The sequence below is a fragment of the Moorena sp. genome (assembly GCF_982860115.1).
In genome coordinates this window covers 1-16,229 of sequence record NZ_CEYLVT010000170.1, presented here as the reverse complement: position 1 = coordinate 16,229, position 16,229 = coordinate 1, and the positions used below count along the sequence as shown (strand labels likewise).

Sequence of the window (16,229 nt, the reverse complement as noted above, 5' to 3'; positions counted from 1 at the left end):
ATCGAGCAAAATCAAGCAGAAATTACTCAATTACGAGTTTCTCTGAATGAGACCTTAAAATTGTTTTCCGAGTTAGCAACCTATCAACGTCAAAATCAAGAGGAAATACGACGGATTTGGGAATATTTATTAAATCAAAGCAATAATGGACGCTCCGGGAATTAAACCTCTAGCAGTTTCCGACTAGTTTGGTGCGTTATTAACCCACCAAACTAGAACGCGATGTTTCGTTCGCGCAGCGTCGGGCTTTGCCCGAAAGGAACCGCTTCGCGAACCCACTAATTTTGTAAGCATTCAGCCTACGGCTATCAGCATATGCTTACAAAATTTTTTAGTAAGGTTTAATATCATAAATAAGGATAAAAAAAAGAATCTAATAGATAAATATATCAAATTAAAAGTGATCAGACATGACACCAGAAGAAAGATTAACTCAAGTAGAGAACTTGTTAGAGACAGCAGCACGATACATTAATCGTCACTCTCAGACCATCGAGCAAAATCAAGCAGAAATTACTCAATTACGAGTTTCTCTGAATGAGACCTTAAGATTGTTTTCCGAGTTGGCAACCTATCAACGTCAAAGTCAAGAGGAAATTCGTCAAAGTCAAGCAGAGATTCGCCAAAATCAAGAGGAAATACGACGGATTTGGGAATATTTATTAAATCAAAGCGGTAATGGACGCTCCGGGAATTAAACCTCTAGGGGTTTGGGAGTGTAAACAGAAAATTGATGGATAAAGGGCACCATCCCCCTGTCGTGATTGGCCTTTGGGCCACGCTACGCGATGCTCGGTACGAGCCGCTACGCGAACAGAAAACGTGAATTTTTTTTGCATTCGAGAGCAATAGTGTGATCACCTAGATAGAATTTAGACTGACAAAGTGAAAAATGTGCTGGCTACTCGACCTGGGTAGCCGGAAAAAGTCAATCAGGGAATCTCCATCTCATTTCTTTGTTGACGTTCGAGTAGAAACCTCGATGATAAACAATAGCTGTTCTGTGCTTGATTCCCTTTGCAATCTACAACCAAATCCAAACCAAGGACACCAAACTGGTGCTACTAGTCAAGGGATTGTAGTGATTTCTCCCCTAGATGACCTTGAAACTGGTGAAGATTTGGCTACTACTGGTGATTTGGACATCACCAATGGCCCGATTAACGTCGAGCCTCCTACAGAGAGTCAAAGAATTATAGATTTTGATGACATTGACCCAGTGTTTGATGTCGAAATTCAGCCTCAAGATGGAACAACCGCGAATATAACCAAGATTGAAATTAGTAGTAATCCATGGTCCTTGGCCTTTGGGCCACGCTACGCGAATGGAGCCGCTACGCGAACAGTAGACTCAGATGGTGCTCTAGTCAAGGTCAGTAGCAGGGCGACGGCTACTAACACGATTAGTCCCAATCCCTTGGCCAATGGCCACGCTACGCCAACAGGCGACTCTGGTGGCGGTGTAGTCAAAGTCAGCAGTAGCACCATGGCTACCAGCACCATTAGTGACAATAGCTCAGGGGATTTAGGTGATCGCATTTCCAGTATCCATGGCACAGTCATGGTTTCCAGCACCATAAGTAACCCTAACACCAATAATCATCAGATTAGTGTTGCCGCCAGTGTCACCATTGGTAACGACAACCAGATTAGTAATCCGGATGATGTTACCGATGGATCTGACAGTCTCTTTGAGGGCATCGTTGGTACTATTACCAATCCCATTGATTCCCTACTTGGTTCCTTCCAGACTCCATCTGTGTTCACTTCATCTGTGTTCACTTCATCTCTAGGTTTTCCTAGTTCTGGGATTGATATTGGCTAGAGTCGTTCGCGCAGCGGCGAGCTTTGCCCGAATCGCTTATTGGTGCCTCTGTAGCTCAACCCGACATAGGACTTGACCTATTCAAGGACTAAAAATCATTTTAGTTTTGAGGCTTAGGTGTTAGGTGTTGGCAGTTAAGTGTTAGGTATTAGGTGTTAGTTAGTAGTTAACGCCTAATACCTAGTTCTTAATACCTAATGCTTAGAGTCTACTCGAGAAAAGTACAGGTCAACGTAAACTATCAGCGAACAGCGATTAGCGCTACGCGCACGCGTGCGCGTTCAGCTATCAGCTATCAGCTTTGAGCCTGTGGCGACGCTACGGGAACAGTTTATGCCCATAGCACACGTTATACCAAACAGCTTTTGAATAAAATAAGCTGACCGCTGACCCCTGACCGCTGTTCGCGCAGCGTGCGCGTAGCGCATATGCTTAGAGGTTAAGTTTCTCTAAAATACTGGGTTAGGTTGTTGAGGGCCTCTGTAGCACTATGAAGCTTCCACCACCTGAACGAGGTGGTGGTGTCTTATGCTAATCTAGGACTAACCGTTGCCCAAAGATCACATAGACAAGCCCAGCTTCTAGGCGGTCGTCCAGAGTTTTTACTGGAACGACCCTCACCGTCATTTCTGCGAGTGAGCTTAAACACACCTCTAGCACCAATATTGTAAGCACCATTAAGATCTGCATTAAAGCGCTTACCTGAGGAGAAGGTAGCTAGGGAGTATTTTTTTGAATTTCTCTTAACCGTACCAGAACCATCATAAGCAAGTTTTGAAGTGTAAGCTGCTACAACTTCTACGACTTTGCCGCCTAGTTCCGCCCATTTCATTTCCGTGAAATCGCGAATTTTGGCCTTGAGCCATCCGTGGAATCTTTGCCGCAGGTTAGACCGTTTCTTACCACCTTTTGGCTTCCAACCCTTGAGATTCTCAAATACGATAGCCTCGGAATTAAACTCCTTAGCAATATCCACAATTCGCCTAGAAACAACATGGCCGATTTGATGATTGATTCTTCGGCATTTGTCATAGGTCTTAGAACAGAATCCTTTGTGAAGTTTTCCGCCCTTACCCATGGTTTTTGATGCCCGCATAGATACGGATTTTAGTCGTTTGTCCCTACGGTCTATGTCTTTCCCCGGATGAATAAATTCGCGGTGGATTACAGTGCCGCTATGAGTGACAACCGCTATTGTCGCTGTTGTATTTATACCCAAGTCTACTGCCGTAACATTGGCCTCTGGTTTTCTCTTTTCTGGCTTACAAGTAAATGGAACAGATAAATGACAGTACCTTTCATTGAAAATCAAAGAAGGCGACATCATCTTATTACTGGCACAGGCGTGTCTCTCCCTTAACTCAGTAATTTGAACAGTAGTCCAAATCCAATCTTTACCATTAAAAGCTTTGATTTCGACTTGGTTAAAACCATGCAGCTTATAGCATTGACCTTTGTACAGAGCTGGGTAGCAACCAGTATCAGCATTTAGTCTTGGTGGCTTAGTGTCTCGCCGTTTTCGTGTACCCGACTGCCATTCCCTGTAACGGGTCACATAACTACTCACAAGACCAGCAGCGAAGGCTATTGCAGCACGACGGTAGTAGCTAGGAAACTTGTAAAAAGCCTGATTAAATTGGGGATATTTTACATCAGGTCGTTTTGCGGTCTGATGCATTAAACGCTCAACAGCAGGAGTTAATTGATCAGCTGTCAAACATCCCAATTCACACCAGTGAGTATAAATAATGCCAACTAAGTACCGACAAGCCTGGCGATATACTTTAATCGTCTCCCCAAACAATATTTTTTGATCGGTAGTCGGATTAAGTCGCCATTTATCGGTTCTTATAACTTTATTTGGCGTTTTCACTGGTCATTAAAAATCGTTTACAGTTAATATTTTAGCCTACATAAGATAAGACTGCAATCAAATAATTATGGCTCTTCCGTACTTGTTATGCTAAATCAACACTTTGGCAAAGGGAGCAGGGAGCAGGGAGCAGCGATGCAGCGCGGTCTTGGGGGTTTCCCCCATGAGCTACTGCATCAAGACGGGAGCAGGGGAAAGAAGCAGTATTCAGAAAATTTTATTAGTAAAATAGCCTCATAACCCTTACACAGTAAGCTTTATGAGTTTTGTTAACTGGAAATTTAGCATACCAGGTACTCAAGAACCATAATTATTGTTCCAGGTGGATATTGGTAACAGCGTGGACTAACCCCCACCTGGCAAGCCGTTCGCGTAGCGTGGCCTACGGCCAGGTGGGGGAATGCGTCTCACGGTTTGTTCAATTTCTTTGTTCAGCAGTGCTTGTAATTTCAGAATCAATTCTTTTTGGTAGCTGACTGCATGGGTAAAATCTGTGGATTCCATCATCGGACTTAACTTAATTGCCTTATCTGATACCTGTTCGCGTAGCGTGCGCGTAGCGCATTAGCTGACCACTGAATTCGAGTTTACCGAACCCAATTGTATTCAGTTTACCGTAATTTATCTCAACGTTAACTATAGCAGTTTCTTACTATTCCCGATTCCCGATTCCCGATTCCCGATTCCCGATTCCCTATGCCCAGAAACCCTGTTCCGTATTCAAAACTTATTCATAACGGCAATCCCTATAAAATTAGTGATAAAAACCGAATTGTCACTGCTATTTTGAAGTCCTACCATAATAATCAAAGGCCAGAAAACAAGGCTAAATCAATTAAGCAATTACAACTTGGAGGAAGAGCTATGACTCTAGTTCGTTGGAACCCCTGGAAAGATATCAACACCCTACAACGGGAAATTGACCAGCTATTTGACAATAGTTTTGTGCCTAGTACTTTGCGAGAGTTTGGTCATTTAAAAAATGTTCCTGCTGCTGAACTTACCCAAACTGAAGATGCTATCACTCTGAAATTGGAAGTTCCAGGAATGGAAGCCAAAGACTTGAATGTAGAAGTCACAGATACTGTTGTTGCTATCAGTGGAGAACGGAAAGAGGAAACCAATACTGACGAAAAAGGCGTCAAGCGGTCTGAATTCCGTTATGGTAAATTCCAGCGGGTAATTCCGTTACCGGTTCGGGTTCAAAATACCAAAGTTGAGGCTGAGTACAAAGACGGTATCTTGAATCTGACCTTGCCTAAAGCGGAAGAGGAAAAAAACAAAGTTGTCAAGGTTAACTTGAACTAACTCTCTGGTTAGCTCAGTGGCTGGTTAGCTCAGTAGCTGGTTAGCTCAGTGCCTAGCTAACTATACTTGGGACAATTAGTTAGCTACTGGCGTTTACACTAAATCGTGACCTCAAAAAGCGATCGCTATCTCAACAAGCGATCGCTTTTTGTTTACATATATTGATACAAGCTCAAAAGCTTTTGTACTAAACTGTTGCCTTTTGCCTTTTGCCTCTTGCCTTGCGAGTAGCGCTATACCAGTTCTCAATGGGGTGGCGACAAAATTATCCTATCATTCAGCAACGCCATCACTGGAATCAATCGGATATTTTTCTGTAACTTATCCGGATAACTCAACTCGGCTGAGAAAGAGAAGAATAGTAGATGCACCTTGATAGCCATCCCCCTGCAATCAAAGCGGGGGGTTTTTTAATTATAACCATGAAAGCGATGAAACCAATACTCAAATCTGCCGCAACTTCCCTAATCTTAATGATTGCTATGGTTCTATCTGCTAGCCCTGGCTCTGCGGAACCTCAAGGATTAAAGGGTAGCTACGTGGGAATTAGTAACGATGGCAGCACAATCAGTAATGATATCCTCAATCCCTTTGAGAATTTGCTGGGAATTGGATCAAACTCAAGCGATGAAAGGATTGGTAGCATGTATCAAGGTCGTATTGATTTGCCTAATTTACCGATTTCAGTGCGTGGTGCAGCGTTTCTCTCGGACAAAGGTCGTGCTGTCGAGCCAACAATTACCTACGATGTACCGGTTGCCAGCAACACTAACATTTACGTTGGTGGAGGCTATACCTTTGTGAACAACGAGGAGATCACCACTCCTTTAGGTAATCAAAATTCAGCCGTACTGACTGCTGGTGTAGAAGCAGCAGTCAATGACTACACCATAATCTACGGCAGTGGCAGATTAAGCCTTAGTGATGAAAACAACGATACTTCCCCGGTTAAATTGCAATTTGGTGCAGGCTATCGTTTCTAAAATATATTGCTCAATCTTAATGGCAAGGCGCTTCCCTAGGGCCTTTATTTTAACCAAAGACGAGTCACTTGTTCCAACTGACTAACATCCTCCTGGCTCAAAGCCCAACCCAAAGCCCCTGCATTGTCTTGCACCTGCTGTGCGGTCTTAGCACCGGGAATCGGGATTACTCCATCTTGAGCAATCAGCCAGTTAAGGGCAACTTGAGCTGGTTTTCGCTCATACTTTTCCCCTAACTGATTCAGTAGCTTGAGCACAGGAGCAATTTTTTCTAAACCACTTTTGCTAAAGCGGGGGTCAATTGCCCTAGCTCCAGTGGGTTTGATATAGCTCTCTACCGTATACTTGCCAGTGAGTAACCCTTGAGCTAAGGGACTGTAAGCCAGAATAGTCACACCTAACTCACGCGCTTTATCAAGAATACCGTTGCTCTCAATTGTCCGATGCAACAGAGAATATTGCACCTGATTCACCGCTAGGGGTATGCCACGGGCTGCTAAGTAACTGTGAGCTTCTGCCATTTGCTTAGCGGAATAGTTACTGACACCAACTGCACCAATCCGACCACGCTTCACTTCATCAGCTAGAGCATTCATCAAGGTCTGTTGGCTGATCAAGAAACTAAAAGGCATATGTACTTGGTACAGTTCCACTTGCTCGACTTGCAAACGTTTCAAACTGTCACTCAAGGCATCAGAAACTGACTGAGTGGTAAATCGCCAGGGTAAGGGAAAATACTTAGTGGCAATCTGGGCTTTCCGCCCCAGCTGCTTCATAAACCCTCCGATCAGGGATTCGGATTCTCCTAATCCATATACCTCAGCGGTGTCAAAAAAGGTAATTCCAGCATCCAAGGTTGCCTCGAACGCTTCTTTTACCTGAGTAGTGCCGTAGTCACTGCCATAGTTCCAAAACACCTTGTCTCCCCATGACCACGTCCCAATTCCCAAGGCTGTGACCATCGGACCATCCTGACCTAACTTGATCGTCTGCATGATAAAAACTCCTGCTCTTAACATTTCTTAATATTATTTCAGTTTATCGTGGCTCAGTCAGCTATCAGCTTGGTTGAAAGTTGAAAGTTGAAAGTTGACGGTTTAAGGTTAAAAGTTGACGGTTTAAGGTTAAAAGTTGAAGGTTTAAGATTTCTAATCTAAGATTAGATGTTGACCATAAAATAGACTAAGCACTGACTCCCTGACGCATTCAGGTATTAATAAAACTAAGCTAGGAAGAAACTTCTGCCGAAGAAGGCTTGATTTGGGATCCTGAAAACCTTTATTGTGCTTTGGTTGTGTAATCTGGTTACTCCTGTGCGGCGTCAATCCCAACAGCACTCTCAAACCCTTGACCAGCAGCAAGGCTTGAATATAGACTCATACATCAAGGTTGAGCAAGAACAAATTACACGCTCCCGCGTGCTGTTTCATAGCATTCGCTTTGATTTAAATCAAGATATTCTTACAAAAATTAAACAAGCACAACAGACTGGTCACGGCCTTGATATTTCCGGAAAGTTGCTTAGTGATTTACGCCATTTAGCTCTGCTGGATTGGGAAAACCGCCTCCAGTCTGGATTGACGTTTTCTACCTACTATCTACCAGTTGATCGGGCACAGGCACTGATGCGGAGTGTGATTGCCCTTGATGGAGAAATCCTTCACCAGATCAAGAGAGACTGTCTGGAGAATCCTGACTTTTGTTGTGAAATTGCTGACGCTCACTACTGGCTGATCACTCAAATCTTGGCTCAGCTACGCCTAAAACCATCACCCAACTTCCCTAAGCTAGCTTGGGGACTATCAGCGCTGATGATAATCCTGGTGATTGTGGCAGTGCTGGTAATTCCTGGTGTATTACAACTAATACTTGCTCAACCCTGGAGATGGTTGATAATTATAGTGGGCATAGTCAGCTGTGGTCTACTTCTAGTGATATTACAATGGTTGCTACGTTCATGTTTAATCAGGATTGCGCCTTGGATGTTGCGTCAGCTATTGTCCGGTTTGCTCTCGGCCAAGCCTGGTCCTAAGAAAATTGCTAAACGTATTCTGGCATGGTTATTGCCGTGATTAGTGATTAGTGACGTAGGGTGCGTTAAGGGCGGGCTCATCCTCATTTTCCGCTCTAGCGCCAGGGTTGGCACAGCCCGCCCTGTAACGCACCACCGGGTCAAACATCTGCCTTTTGCCTTTTAGCTGGGATGATTCGTTAAGGGCAGAATTTAACCGATAATAGAAAGGTGAAGTCATATAGAAACTATGTCAACAGAAGCGATCGCATCAGTCATCAATGTCTATTTTGCTAACATGGCGGCCATGAATCCAGGAGGCTGGATAGAGATTTTTGCTGAAGATGCAGTGATTTATGACCCAGTGGGAAAGCCACCAATCAACGTCTCTGAGGACTCGGAGAAGTTCTTTGGACTACTGTCTAGCTTCTTTAACAGCTTTGACATCTCACAAGAGCAAATTTTTATTGCTGGCAATGGAGCAGCGGTAAAGTGGAGGATGCAGGTGTCTGCTAAGAATGGTCGTGAGGCTACTGCTGAAGGCATCAGTGTTTTTGAAATCAATGATGACGGTAAGATTCAACAGGTTTTGTCCTACTGGAATGAAGCAGAAATGATGGCTAAACTTAAGGGCTAATTCCTAAGTGGTGTTGGCGGTTAGCAAGGACAAAAGCTGCTGAACCAGCACCGACAATAATCTAATAGTTTTGACATCTCCCCCGGCTAAAACACGGGGGATTCTAAAAGGTTGTTACGCGGGAGGGTGAACCCGTCCCGCGTAACCTCTATAACGATATGATTTAGACAAGTGACTGAATAAATCGTATCGGTGTGGGACTGTCAAAGATCCCCTAGACACCTTGGCCAAGTTAAATGGCTGTGTGTTTACTTTTCTTAGGATGTTGGCAGCGCCGTTTGAATCGGCGTTGATCAACTTTCCTGAAGCAATCTGGTAAAGTCCGCGTCTTACTCGTTTGCCTGATGGTTTCCAGCACAAGCCCGAAGGGCACGCTTCGCGAACGGGTTTTTCACCGTATTTTGGCAAAGAATCACCATCCAAAAAAGACGCTTTACTGGTGTAGGACTCTTCCGTGACTATCAACTTAATGCCATACTCTAGACATAGATGCTTTAACCTTTCTATGAGCCTTTTAGTGGGAATAACGACAAACTTTTGATTCCCTTTCTTCCCCATATTGGAACAGATTTTCTGTCCTTCGTTCCAACCTATAACAAGATTACCAATCCTGTCGTTTAAGCAGCGGTTGACAATGAAACGGGCAGCCTTATTTACCGCGTCCCGCATCTGATTGTTTCGCTTTAATTGAATCCGGTCTAAAATTGAATCCCAGTATTTTTCTGGCTTACCGGACTTGTGTTTAGCAACTAGTCGAGCATATCCCTGATTCATCGCCTTGAGTTTTTTGCCATCTATAATGAAGCTTTTCCCAAGGGTGGAAACACAAGTCAGCCAGTTATCTCCCCCATGATCTATCCCCATGGCCTGGGAGTAGTCTAGATCGGAATTAGTATCTTCTATTGGCTTCTTTCCGTCATCTATCACCCAATCTATCCACAATTGACCGTAACAAGGGCGAATCGTTACCTCTTTCACCCAATCCGGGTCTATAAATTCTGGAGGAGTCAACGTTATCTGAGTAAGCAGTTCTGGCTTACAATCCTTGCTAACAGAAGGGTAAAACAGTCCTTGTTTGTAAGTGAGAGCTTGTTTTGGGAAGGTGACGGCAGCGAATCCTCCTGATTTGCGGTACCGAGGAAACCTAGGTCTATCAACTTCTCCTTTGTAATATAGCCCCACTAGCTGGTTGTAACTTTTAATTGCTTCCCCTACTGCCTTTAAGGTTTGTTGAGCAGATTGAGCCGCCATCGCCCTATAGTGAGGCGACATTTTTAAGGCTTTATCTATCTCGGGGTATTTAACCCCACATTTATAGGTTTTCCAACCTGCCTTTAATTCATCCTTTTTCCAATAAGTAGTGTAAGCTTCTTGCTCTTCTAACCATTGATAATGTTTCTGTTTTGAGTAATAAACAGCGCAATTAAACAGGCTATTAGACTGCTTACACTGAAATTCCCAAAAAGCTCTTTCCTCATCCGAAAAGACAGCTTTTATTGGTATACTTCTATACATTTTGACAACATCGACCTGTTTGTTATCATGGATTTAGTCTATGCGCATACTCCAATAATGTCAAGTCAAACTCAGAAAAAGTCAAAGAAAAAGATGAAAGGGATCCCTGTCCTTTACGATGAACTAAAAAGACCACACAATGTCATGTTTACAGACAGTGTGTGGAAGTGGTTACAGTTATCAGCTAAAGAGTCTGGAACTAGTGTTGGGGAGTTTATAGAGCGCTGGGCTAGAAGTCAAATTGAGGACACGACGCCGATATTTCCAGTCTCTGTTTTTCATCCCGGAGCCCGTACCTTAGAATAAGGCAGCCTTTATGGTTGGTCGGCTATGAACAAAAGGGTTAAAACTTTATGATTAAGGCTGCCTTATTCTTACGGTAACTTCTGACCCCGGCTAAAAGCACGGGGGTTCTCAAATTTCAGGAAGTTTTGATAGAGCATCTTAGATTTAGGAGCGATCAGCAATAGGCTTACCTATGTGTCGATCAACGGTCCATAAGGAAGCGGACCGTCCGTTTGGTCGCTGGGAAGTGTACACCAGTATCCCATATGACCTTCTATGAACTCGGCGCGGGTGATGGAACCATTACCATCAGTGTCAAGGCTCTCGAAAGCCTTGTAAGCACGTTCGGGCTGGTCTTCACCGGAGTATATTGCCAAATACTTCCGGTACTCTTGACGGGAAATCTCACCGGAATGATCGGTGTCGATGAGATCAAAAAAGACTTCGTTCTTTTGCCGACCCACTTCTAGTGACGATTCGAGTCCCAAGACAGCCTTTGCCGCATTGGTAATAAACTCTTCTTCCCCGATCATGGTGTTGGCATCGACCGCACCCCCTCCAGCGATCATATACTGAAATAGGTCGTGAAACAGAGTCCGGATTACTTCGTAATTCGACGAATTACCTTGAAGTTTGACAAACCGATCCGCAATTGTTTCGTAGTCCGAGAGCGACAAAACCCCATCTCCGTTGACATCCATAAGCTTGAAGTAAGTCTTCATCCGAACAATCCAAGCACTCGATGACAAAAAGTCTTCTGGTCTCATTTTTAATTCGATAATAAAATCCCAATGTATGATATCAGTTTCTATCCATTGGTGACAAAATTAAGTATCGTACGCGACTTCGTGCAACCGTTATGTTCCTGTTCCATTAGCTATTACTGTTCCCAAAAAAATAACCCCTGAGTATCTTGCTGTTAGATCACAGCTCGACCAACTAAGGGGTATCGATGACTGAATTGCGTAAGCTATTTACTACTATCCACAGCCGCTGTATGCGTACGGGTTTTCGGAAAGTTAACCTTATAGTTAACCAATGGTATAACTTCAGGGTAAGACGAGTTGCTCAGACCTCAGACAACTAGTATGTAGCGGGGAAAAGCCTTTGAGCTGTTAGACAAAAAAAATACCCCTGTCTTGCTCTTAGATCACAGACAGAGGAATTAAGGGGTATCGATGACTGAATTGCGTAAGCTATTTACTAGTATCAACAGCGGCTGTATGGGTACGGGTTTTCGGAAGGTTAACCTTATGTATAACTTCAGGGTAAGGTGAGTTGTTAAGACGTGAGGCAACTAGTATCTAGCTAGGAAAAGCCTTTGAGCTGTGACACCAAAAAAATACCCCTGTCTTGTTCTGAGATCACAGACAGAGGAATTAAGGGGTATCGATGACTGAATTGCGTAAGCTATTTACTACTATCCACAGCGGCTGTATGCGTACGGGTTTTCGGAACGTCAACCAATGGTATAACTTCAGGGTAAGACGAGTTGCTCAGACCTTAGACAACTAGTATTGAGCTGGGACAAGCCTTTGAGCTGTTCCAAAAAAAATACCCTCTGAGTGTCTTGCTGTTAGATCACAGCTCGACCAACTAAGGGGTATCGATGGCTGAATTGCGTAAGCTATTTACTACTATCCACAGCAGCTGTATGCGATCGCGTTTTCCCAACGTTAACCTTATAGTCAAACTTATGTATACGTTGATGGTTTAGCCAATGATGGGGGTTTGGGGCAAGCAAGAATACTCAACAAGACCAGTGCCTGCACCCTGTCGGAGCGTCAATTTGCTACACTTCTGATCACATATTGGTATTGCCTCCAAAATCAAAACCATGACAGCTACACCACTTGCATCCATACCCCTAAGTGCGATCGCTCAAAAAACCCGTCAAGCTGCACAGAAGTTAGCCGTTCTCTCAACAAAGGCTAAAAATGAAGCTATTGAGGCAATTGCCCAAGCCTTGGAAGCTGCAGCACCGGAAATCTTAGCGGCGAATGCTGCAGACTGCCAAGCGGCTGAGGCGGATAACATTCCGAAACCCCTTTATAATCGTTTGAAGTTGAACGAAACGAAGCTCAAGGGGGCTATTCAGGGGGTGCGAGATGTGGGCAACCTTGGTGATCCTGTGGGCAATGTCCAAATTCATCGAGAACTGGATCAAGGACTAATCCTCAAACGAGTCACTTGTTCCTTAGGAGTTTTAGGAATTATCTTTGAAGCTCGTCCCGATGCCTTAATTCAAATTACCTCTCTTGCGATTAAATCCGGTAATGGTGTTATCCTCAAAGGCGGTAAAGAAGCAATTCGCTCCTGTCAAACCCTAGTCAAAGCAATTCATAAAGGATTATCTACGACAGCAGTTGATCCAGCAACGGTACAGTTGTTAACCACTAGAGAAGAAATCAAAGAGCTGTTACAACTAGACAACTATGTGGATTTGATTATCCCCAGAGGGTCGAATGCTTTTGTTCGGTTTGTGCAGGAGAATACTCGTATTCCAGTACTTGGTCATGCTGATGGAATTTGCCACCTCTATATTGATGCAGCAGCTGACTTGGAGAAAGCGGTAACTATCACCGTTGATGCTAAAACTCAATATCCAGCTGTTTGTAATGCCATTGAAACCCTGCTGGTGCATTCAGCAATTGCTCCTCGTTTCCTGCCCCTAGCAGCAGAAGCTTTGAAAAAGCGTAATGTAGAATTGCGAGGGGATGAAGCTAGCCGTGAGATTATCCCAATCTCGGTAGCAACGGATGAGGATTGGTCTACAGAATACAGTGATTTAATTCTTTCTATCAAAGTAGTAGACTCTGTAGAAGAAGCGATTAACCATATCAATACTTATGGTTCCAGACATACCGATGGAATTGTTACTGAAGACCAGGAGGTAGCAGATAGCTTCGGAAATCAAGTGGATGCCGCTAATGTTTTCCACAACTGTTCTACTCGCTTTGCCGATGGTTTCCGTTATGGTTTTGGAGCAGAAGTAGGAATTAGCACTCAACAAATGCCCCCCCGTGGTCCAGTGGGGTTAGAGGGATTGGTGACTTACAAATACAAGGTTACAGGTAATGGTCACATTGCGGCTACTTATGTTGGTGAGAATGCTAAGCCTTTTACCCATCGGGATATGTGATGTACCGCACACTGACGCTACGCTTTCAGTGTGGGCTTCTGATGCTCATAAAGAGCGGTCAGAGCTTCCTTCGAGGTACTATTAGTAGTAGATTCAACAACTACAGGCTTCCCTCTACGGCGTTTTATAGTCGGGAACACATCCAGCCCGACTCGCTTTATGTTGATTGATGCGTTGACATCTCTATCGACAATCAGCTTTAATTCCTCATCGAAATACTCTCGCATATCTCGGTCGGTGAACACAAATTCATCTCGATAAGAGAGGAGTTGAGATGTGTAATTTGGCTTGACTTCGACTACACTGGCGTTAGCTTTTGCGGCTACCTGACCCAGCACTTCAAAGAACTGACCAAAGGCTGCATCTAGCCAAGACTTGTTAAGTCCTGATTTTGATGATTGACCATTGGATAAGAACGTACCATCTCGCCCTCGTTTAGGAGTATTGCGACGAGTTAACCCCTTGAGGTTCAGCTTCTCGTGAAAGAAGACTTTCTTACCTGTATTCACCAGCTGATGAGCAGTTTTGTACTGGAAATCTTCACGACTCCTAGCTATCTGTTGATGAATACGGGCTTCCCGTTTTGCTAGTTTACGTCTGGCTTTACTTCCTTTTTTACGCTTATTTTTGCGTTGAGAAACTGTGGTTAACTTGTCTTGATTCCGACGAAGTGGTTTAAGGGATGGGAGTTTCTTGCCATCGGATATTGCTAGATAAAAGCCTCTATCTAGAACAGCATCCATTCCAATTGAGTTTTCCCAAGTAGGAATAATGTCATCAGGGTTGAACTCCGGCACTGACTTATCCTCTAGGCTCAGGTTGCAGTACCATCCGTCAGCTTTCCTTGTAATTGATAGCTGTTTTAAGTTTGCACTATCAGGTAACGGTCTGTGTATTCTCAGCTTAATCAAACCAATTTTAGGAACTTGAACAAACAACCATTTTCCGTTAACAGTACAGAACTTTAACCAAGAATTATCAGCATTTGGAAAGTTTAACGTCCGATATCTGGCAACATTCTTAAATCGAGGCTTGCCACTGCGTTTACCATTTTTGTCACCTGCTATAAACCTGTTAAAAGCGTTTTTTACTCTTGTACAGACATCTTGCAAAACAGTTGAATAAACCTCAGTAAAGTCTATCAACTCTCCAGACCATCCAATCTTAACCAAGTCTTTTTTGATAACTGGAAGTTGCTTTTTCTGGCTGTAGAAATTGGGCTGATCTTTAAGCTCCGGAAGGTAACAGATTAATGGACAGGCATTAACCGGACATCTATTTTTATCCCACCAATCAAAACGCTCACCCAACATCCGGTTATACCAATATCGACCAACTCGCAGCCACTCGTTCAGTGTGAGTGTTTGTTGAGTCTCTGGATATAGTCGATATTGATACGTGTATTTCATTGGTGTTAACTTTTAAGCTACACTGATTATAGCAGACAACAGCAGGTAGTTTATGAAGAATGACTTTTTATCCAAGGGTCGGTCTGTCTGTGACCTTAAAGCTCATCTCGTCAAGACTACCAAGTATCGTCGCAAAGTCTTTACTGGTGAGATGATTAGCCGTTTACATGAAATTTTTGAAAACTTACTTCAACAACAAGAATGATCGCTTGTTAGCCTTGATGGGGAAAAAGACCATGTTCACCTGCTTCTCCAGTATCACCCTGACATTCACCTGAGTAAACTGGTTAACTCATTGAAGAGTGTCTCAAGCCGAAAAATAAGAGTAGAATTTGGTGAACAACTAGCCATAATCTACTACAAAAAACCTGCACAAGTGGAATAGTTCTTACTTTATTGCTAGTTGTGGTGGCGTTACTATTTCTAATCTTAAAAAGTACATTGAAAACCAAGACACTCCTGAGATGAGCAACAAAAACCCTGCACAAAATTCATCCCACGCTCACGCTACGCTTTGAGACGTGGGGCTTCTTTTTTCAGAAGCTAATATTCTTCCTTAAATTTATAATGCTTACGGAAACTAAGAGGTTTTAAATTCCAAAAGTATTATCCAGTAATGCTTTGAGTAGAATTATACTGCCAAGGGCACCTAGTAAGCGATGCAGCGCGGTCTTGGGGGTTTCCCCCATGAGCGACTGCATCAAGACAGTGCTCTTGATCGATAGTTTTGGACTTTGGCAAGAGGTCTATAAAAAAAAATCCCCAGCGGGTAGCTGAGGGATGAGTCAGGGTGCATCTACTATTTCTTAATCCTTCATTCCTCTGTCTCCCTCCGGAATAAATTAGAAATGCTTACCCTAAGGAGACAGCCAAGATGGCTATTCTACATAGAACTAATAGATTGGTTGACACAAGATTGAACAAAAAAAAATCCCCAGCGGGTAGCTGAGGAATGAGTCAGGGTGCATCTACTATTTCTTAATCCTTGATTGCTCTCTCTATATCCGGAAGAAATTAGAAATGGTAAGCCAAATAGAACTAATAGATTGGTTGAGACAGAATTGAACAAAAAAAATCCCCAGCCAATAGCTGAGGGATGAGTCAGGGTGCATCTACTATTTCTTAATCCTTCATTGCTCTGTCTCGCTCCGGAAGAAATTAGAAATGGGTAAGCCAAATAAAACTGATAGATTGGTTGACACAAGATTGAACAAAAAAAAATCCCCAGCGGGTAGCTGAGG

Annotated in this window: 14 protein-coding genes and 1 pseudogene; 9 read left to right on the top strand and 6 right to left on the bottom strand. The window is 43.5% G+C overall.

Annotated elements, in window-relative coordinates; all coding sequences use genetic code 11:
* The first annotated feature begins 410 nt into the window (after positions 1-410).
* Both AC4II3_RS23615 and AC4II3_RS23610 read left to right on the top strand, forming a co-directional pair.
* The gene (locus tag AC4II3_RS23615) at positions 411-698 is read left to right on the top strand and encodes a hypothetical protein (protein WP_488010086.1); all 288 of its coding nucleotides are present in this window, start codon (positions 411-413) and stop codon (positions 696-698) included.
* A gap of 194 nt (positions 699-892) precedes the next feature.
* Complete coding sequence (locus AC4II3_RS23610; RefSeq protein ID WP_490722902.1) at positions 893-1,825, top strand: hypothetical protein; 933 nt, start codon at positions 893-895, stop codon at positions 1,823-1,825.
* 526 nt (positions 1,826-2,351) lie between these two features.
* Here AC4II3_RS23610 and AC4II3_RS23605 read toward each other — a convergent pair.
* A complete protein-coding gene (locus tag AC4II3_RS23605) occupies positions 2,352-3,698 on the bottom strand; it encodes an IS200/IS605 family accessory protein TnpB-related protein (protein WP_488010082.1) in 1,347 nt (448 codons plus the stop codon).
* A 345-nt stretch (positions 3,699-4,043) separates the two neighbouring features.
* Positions 4,044-4,205 (bottom strand): hypothetical protein, encoded by a 162-nt coding sequence (locus AC4II3_RS23600; protein WP_488010080.1) that lies wholly within the window; start codon positions 4,203-4,205, stop codon positions 4,044-4,046.
* Between the two features lie 357 nt (positions 4,206-4,562).
* On the opposite strand from AC4II3_RS23600, the gene AC4II3_RS23595 reads away from it, so the two are divergent.
* Positions 4,563-5,006 carry an Hsp20/alpha crystallin family protein gene (locus AC4II3_RS23595; protein ID WP_488010072.1) on the top strand — a complete coding sequence of 148 codons (444 nt, stop codon included), beginning with the start codon at positions 4,563-4,565 and terminating at the stop codon, positions 5,004-5,006.
* Between the two features lie 431 nt (positions 5,007-5,437).
* A complete protein-coding gene (locus AC4II3_RS23590) occupies positions 5,438-5,989 on the top strand; it encodes a hypothetical protein (RefSeq protein ID WP_490722901.1) in 552 nt (183 codons plus the stop codon).
* Positions 5,990-6,033: 44 nt separating this feature from the next.
* On the opposite strand, the gene AC4II3_RS23585 is transcribed toward AC4II3_RS23590, so the two are convergent.
* Positions 6,034-6,984, bottom strand: a complete 951-nt coding sequence (locus AC4II3_RS23585; protein WP_488010068.1) for an aldo/keto reductase — start codon at positions 6,982-6,984, stop codon at positions 6,034-6,036.
* Between the two features lie 288 nt (positions 6,985-7,272).
* Here AC4II3_RS23585 and AC4II3_RS23580 point away from each other — a divergent pair, with 288 nt between their 5' ends.
* Together AC4II3_RS23580 and AC4II3_RS23575 are read left to right on the top strand one after the other, a co-directional pair.
* On the top strand, positions 7,273-8,061 hold the full coding sequence (locus AC4II3_RS23580; protein WP_488010066.1) for a hypothetical protein: 789 nt from the start codon (positions 7,273-7,275) through the stop codon (positions 8,059-8,061).
* Between the two features lie 189 nt (positions 8,062-8,250).
* On the top strand, positions 8,251-8,637 hold the full coding sequence (locus AC4II3_RS23575; protein ID WP_488010064.1) for a nuclear transport factor 2 family protein: 387 nt from the start codon (positions 8,251-8,253) through the stop codon (positions 8,635-8,637).
* 114 nt (positions 8,638-8,751) lie between these two features.
* Here the strand turns inward: AC4II3_RS23575 and AC4II3_RS23570 are convergent, their stop codons facing one another.
* Complete coding sequence (locus tag AC4II3_RS23570; protein WP_488010062.1) at positions 8,752-10,152, bottom strand: RNA-guided endonuclease InsQ/TnpB family protein; 1,401 nt, start codon at positions 10,150-10,152, stop codon at positions 8,752-8,754.
* Positions 10,153-10,296: 144 nt separating this feature from the next.
* Between AC4II3_RS23570 and AC4II3_RS23565 the strand changes: the two genes are divergently transcribed.
* Positions 10,297-10,458: a hypothetical protein gene (locus tag AC4II3_RS23565; RefSeq protein ID WP_488010060.1), complete on the top strand. Its 162-nt coding sequence runs from the start codon at positions 10,297-10,299 to the stop codon at positions 10,456-10,458.
* A 170-nt stretch (positions 10,459-10,628) separates the two neighbouring features.
* Here AC4II3_RS23565 and AC4II3_RS23560 read toward each other — a convergent pair whose 3' ends face one another.
* Entirely contained in the window at positions 10,629-11,204 is a 576-nt protein-coding gene (locus AC4II3_RS23560) for an EF-hand domain-containing protein (RefSeq protein ID WP_488010058.1), read from the bottom strand.
* A 1,070-nt stretch (positions 11,205-12,274) separates the two neighbouring features.
* On the opposite strand from AC4II3_RS23560, the gene AC4II3_RS23555 reads away from it, so the two are divergent.
* Positions 12,275-13,579, top strand: coding sequence for a glutamate-5-semialdehyde dehydrogenase (locus AC4II3_RS23555; RefSeq protein WP_488010054.1), 1,305 nt, complete (start codon positions 12,275-12,277; stop codon positions 13,577-13,579).
* Between the two features lie 17 nt (positions 13,580-13,596).
* Here AC4II3_RS23555 and AC4II3_RS23550 read toward each other — a convergent pair whose 3' ends face one another.
* The gene (locus tag AC4II3_RS23550; protein WP_488010052.1) at positions 13,597-14,988 is read right to left on the bottom strand and encodes an RNA-guided endonuclease InsQ/TnpB family protein; all 1,392 of its coding nucleotides are present in this window, start codon (positions 14,986-14,988) and stop codon (positions 13,597-13,599) included.
* Positions 14,989-15,040: 52 nt separating this feature from the next.
* On the opposite strand from AC4II3_RS23550, the pseudogene tnpA reads away from it, so the two are divergent.
* Positions 15,041-15,506, top strand: a pseudogene (gene tnpA / locus AC4II3_RS23545) (IS200/IS605 family transposase).
* Positions 15,507-16,229 lie beyond the last annotated feature (723 nt).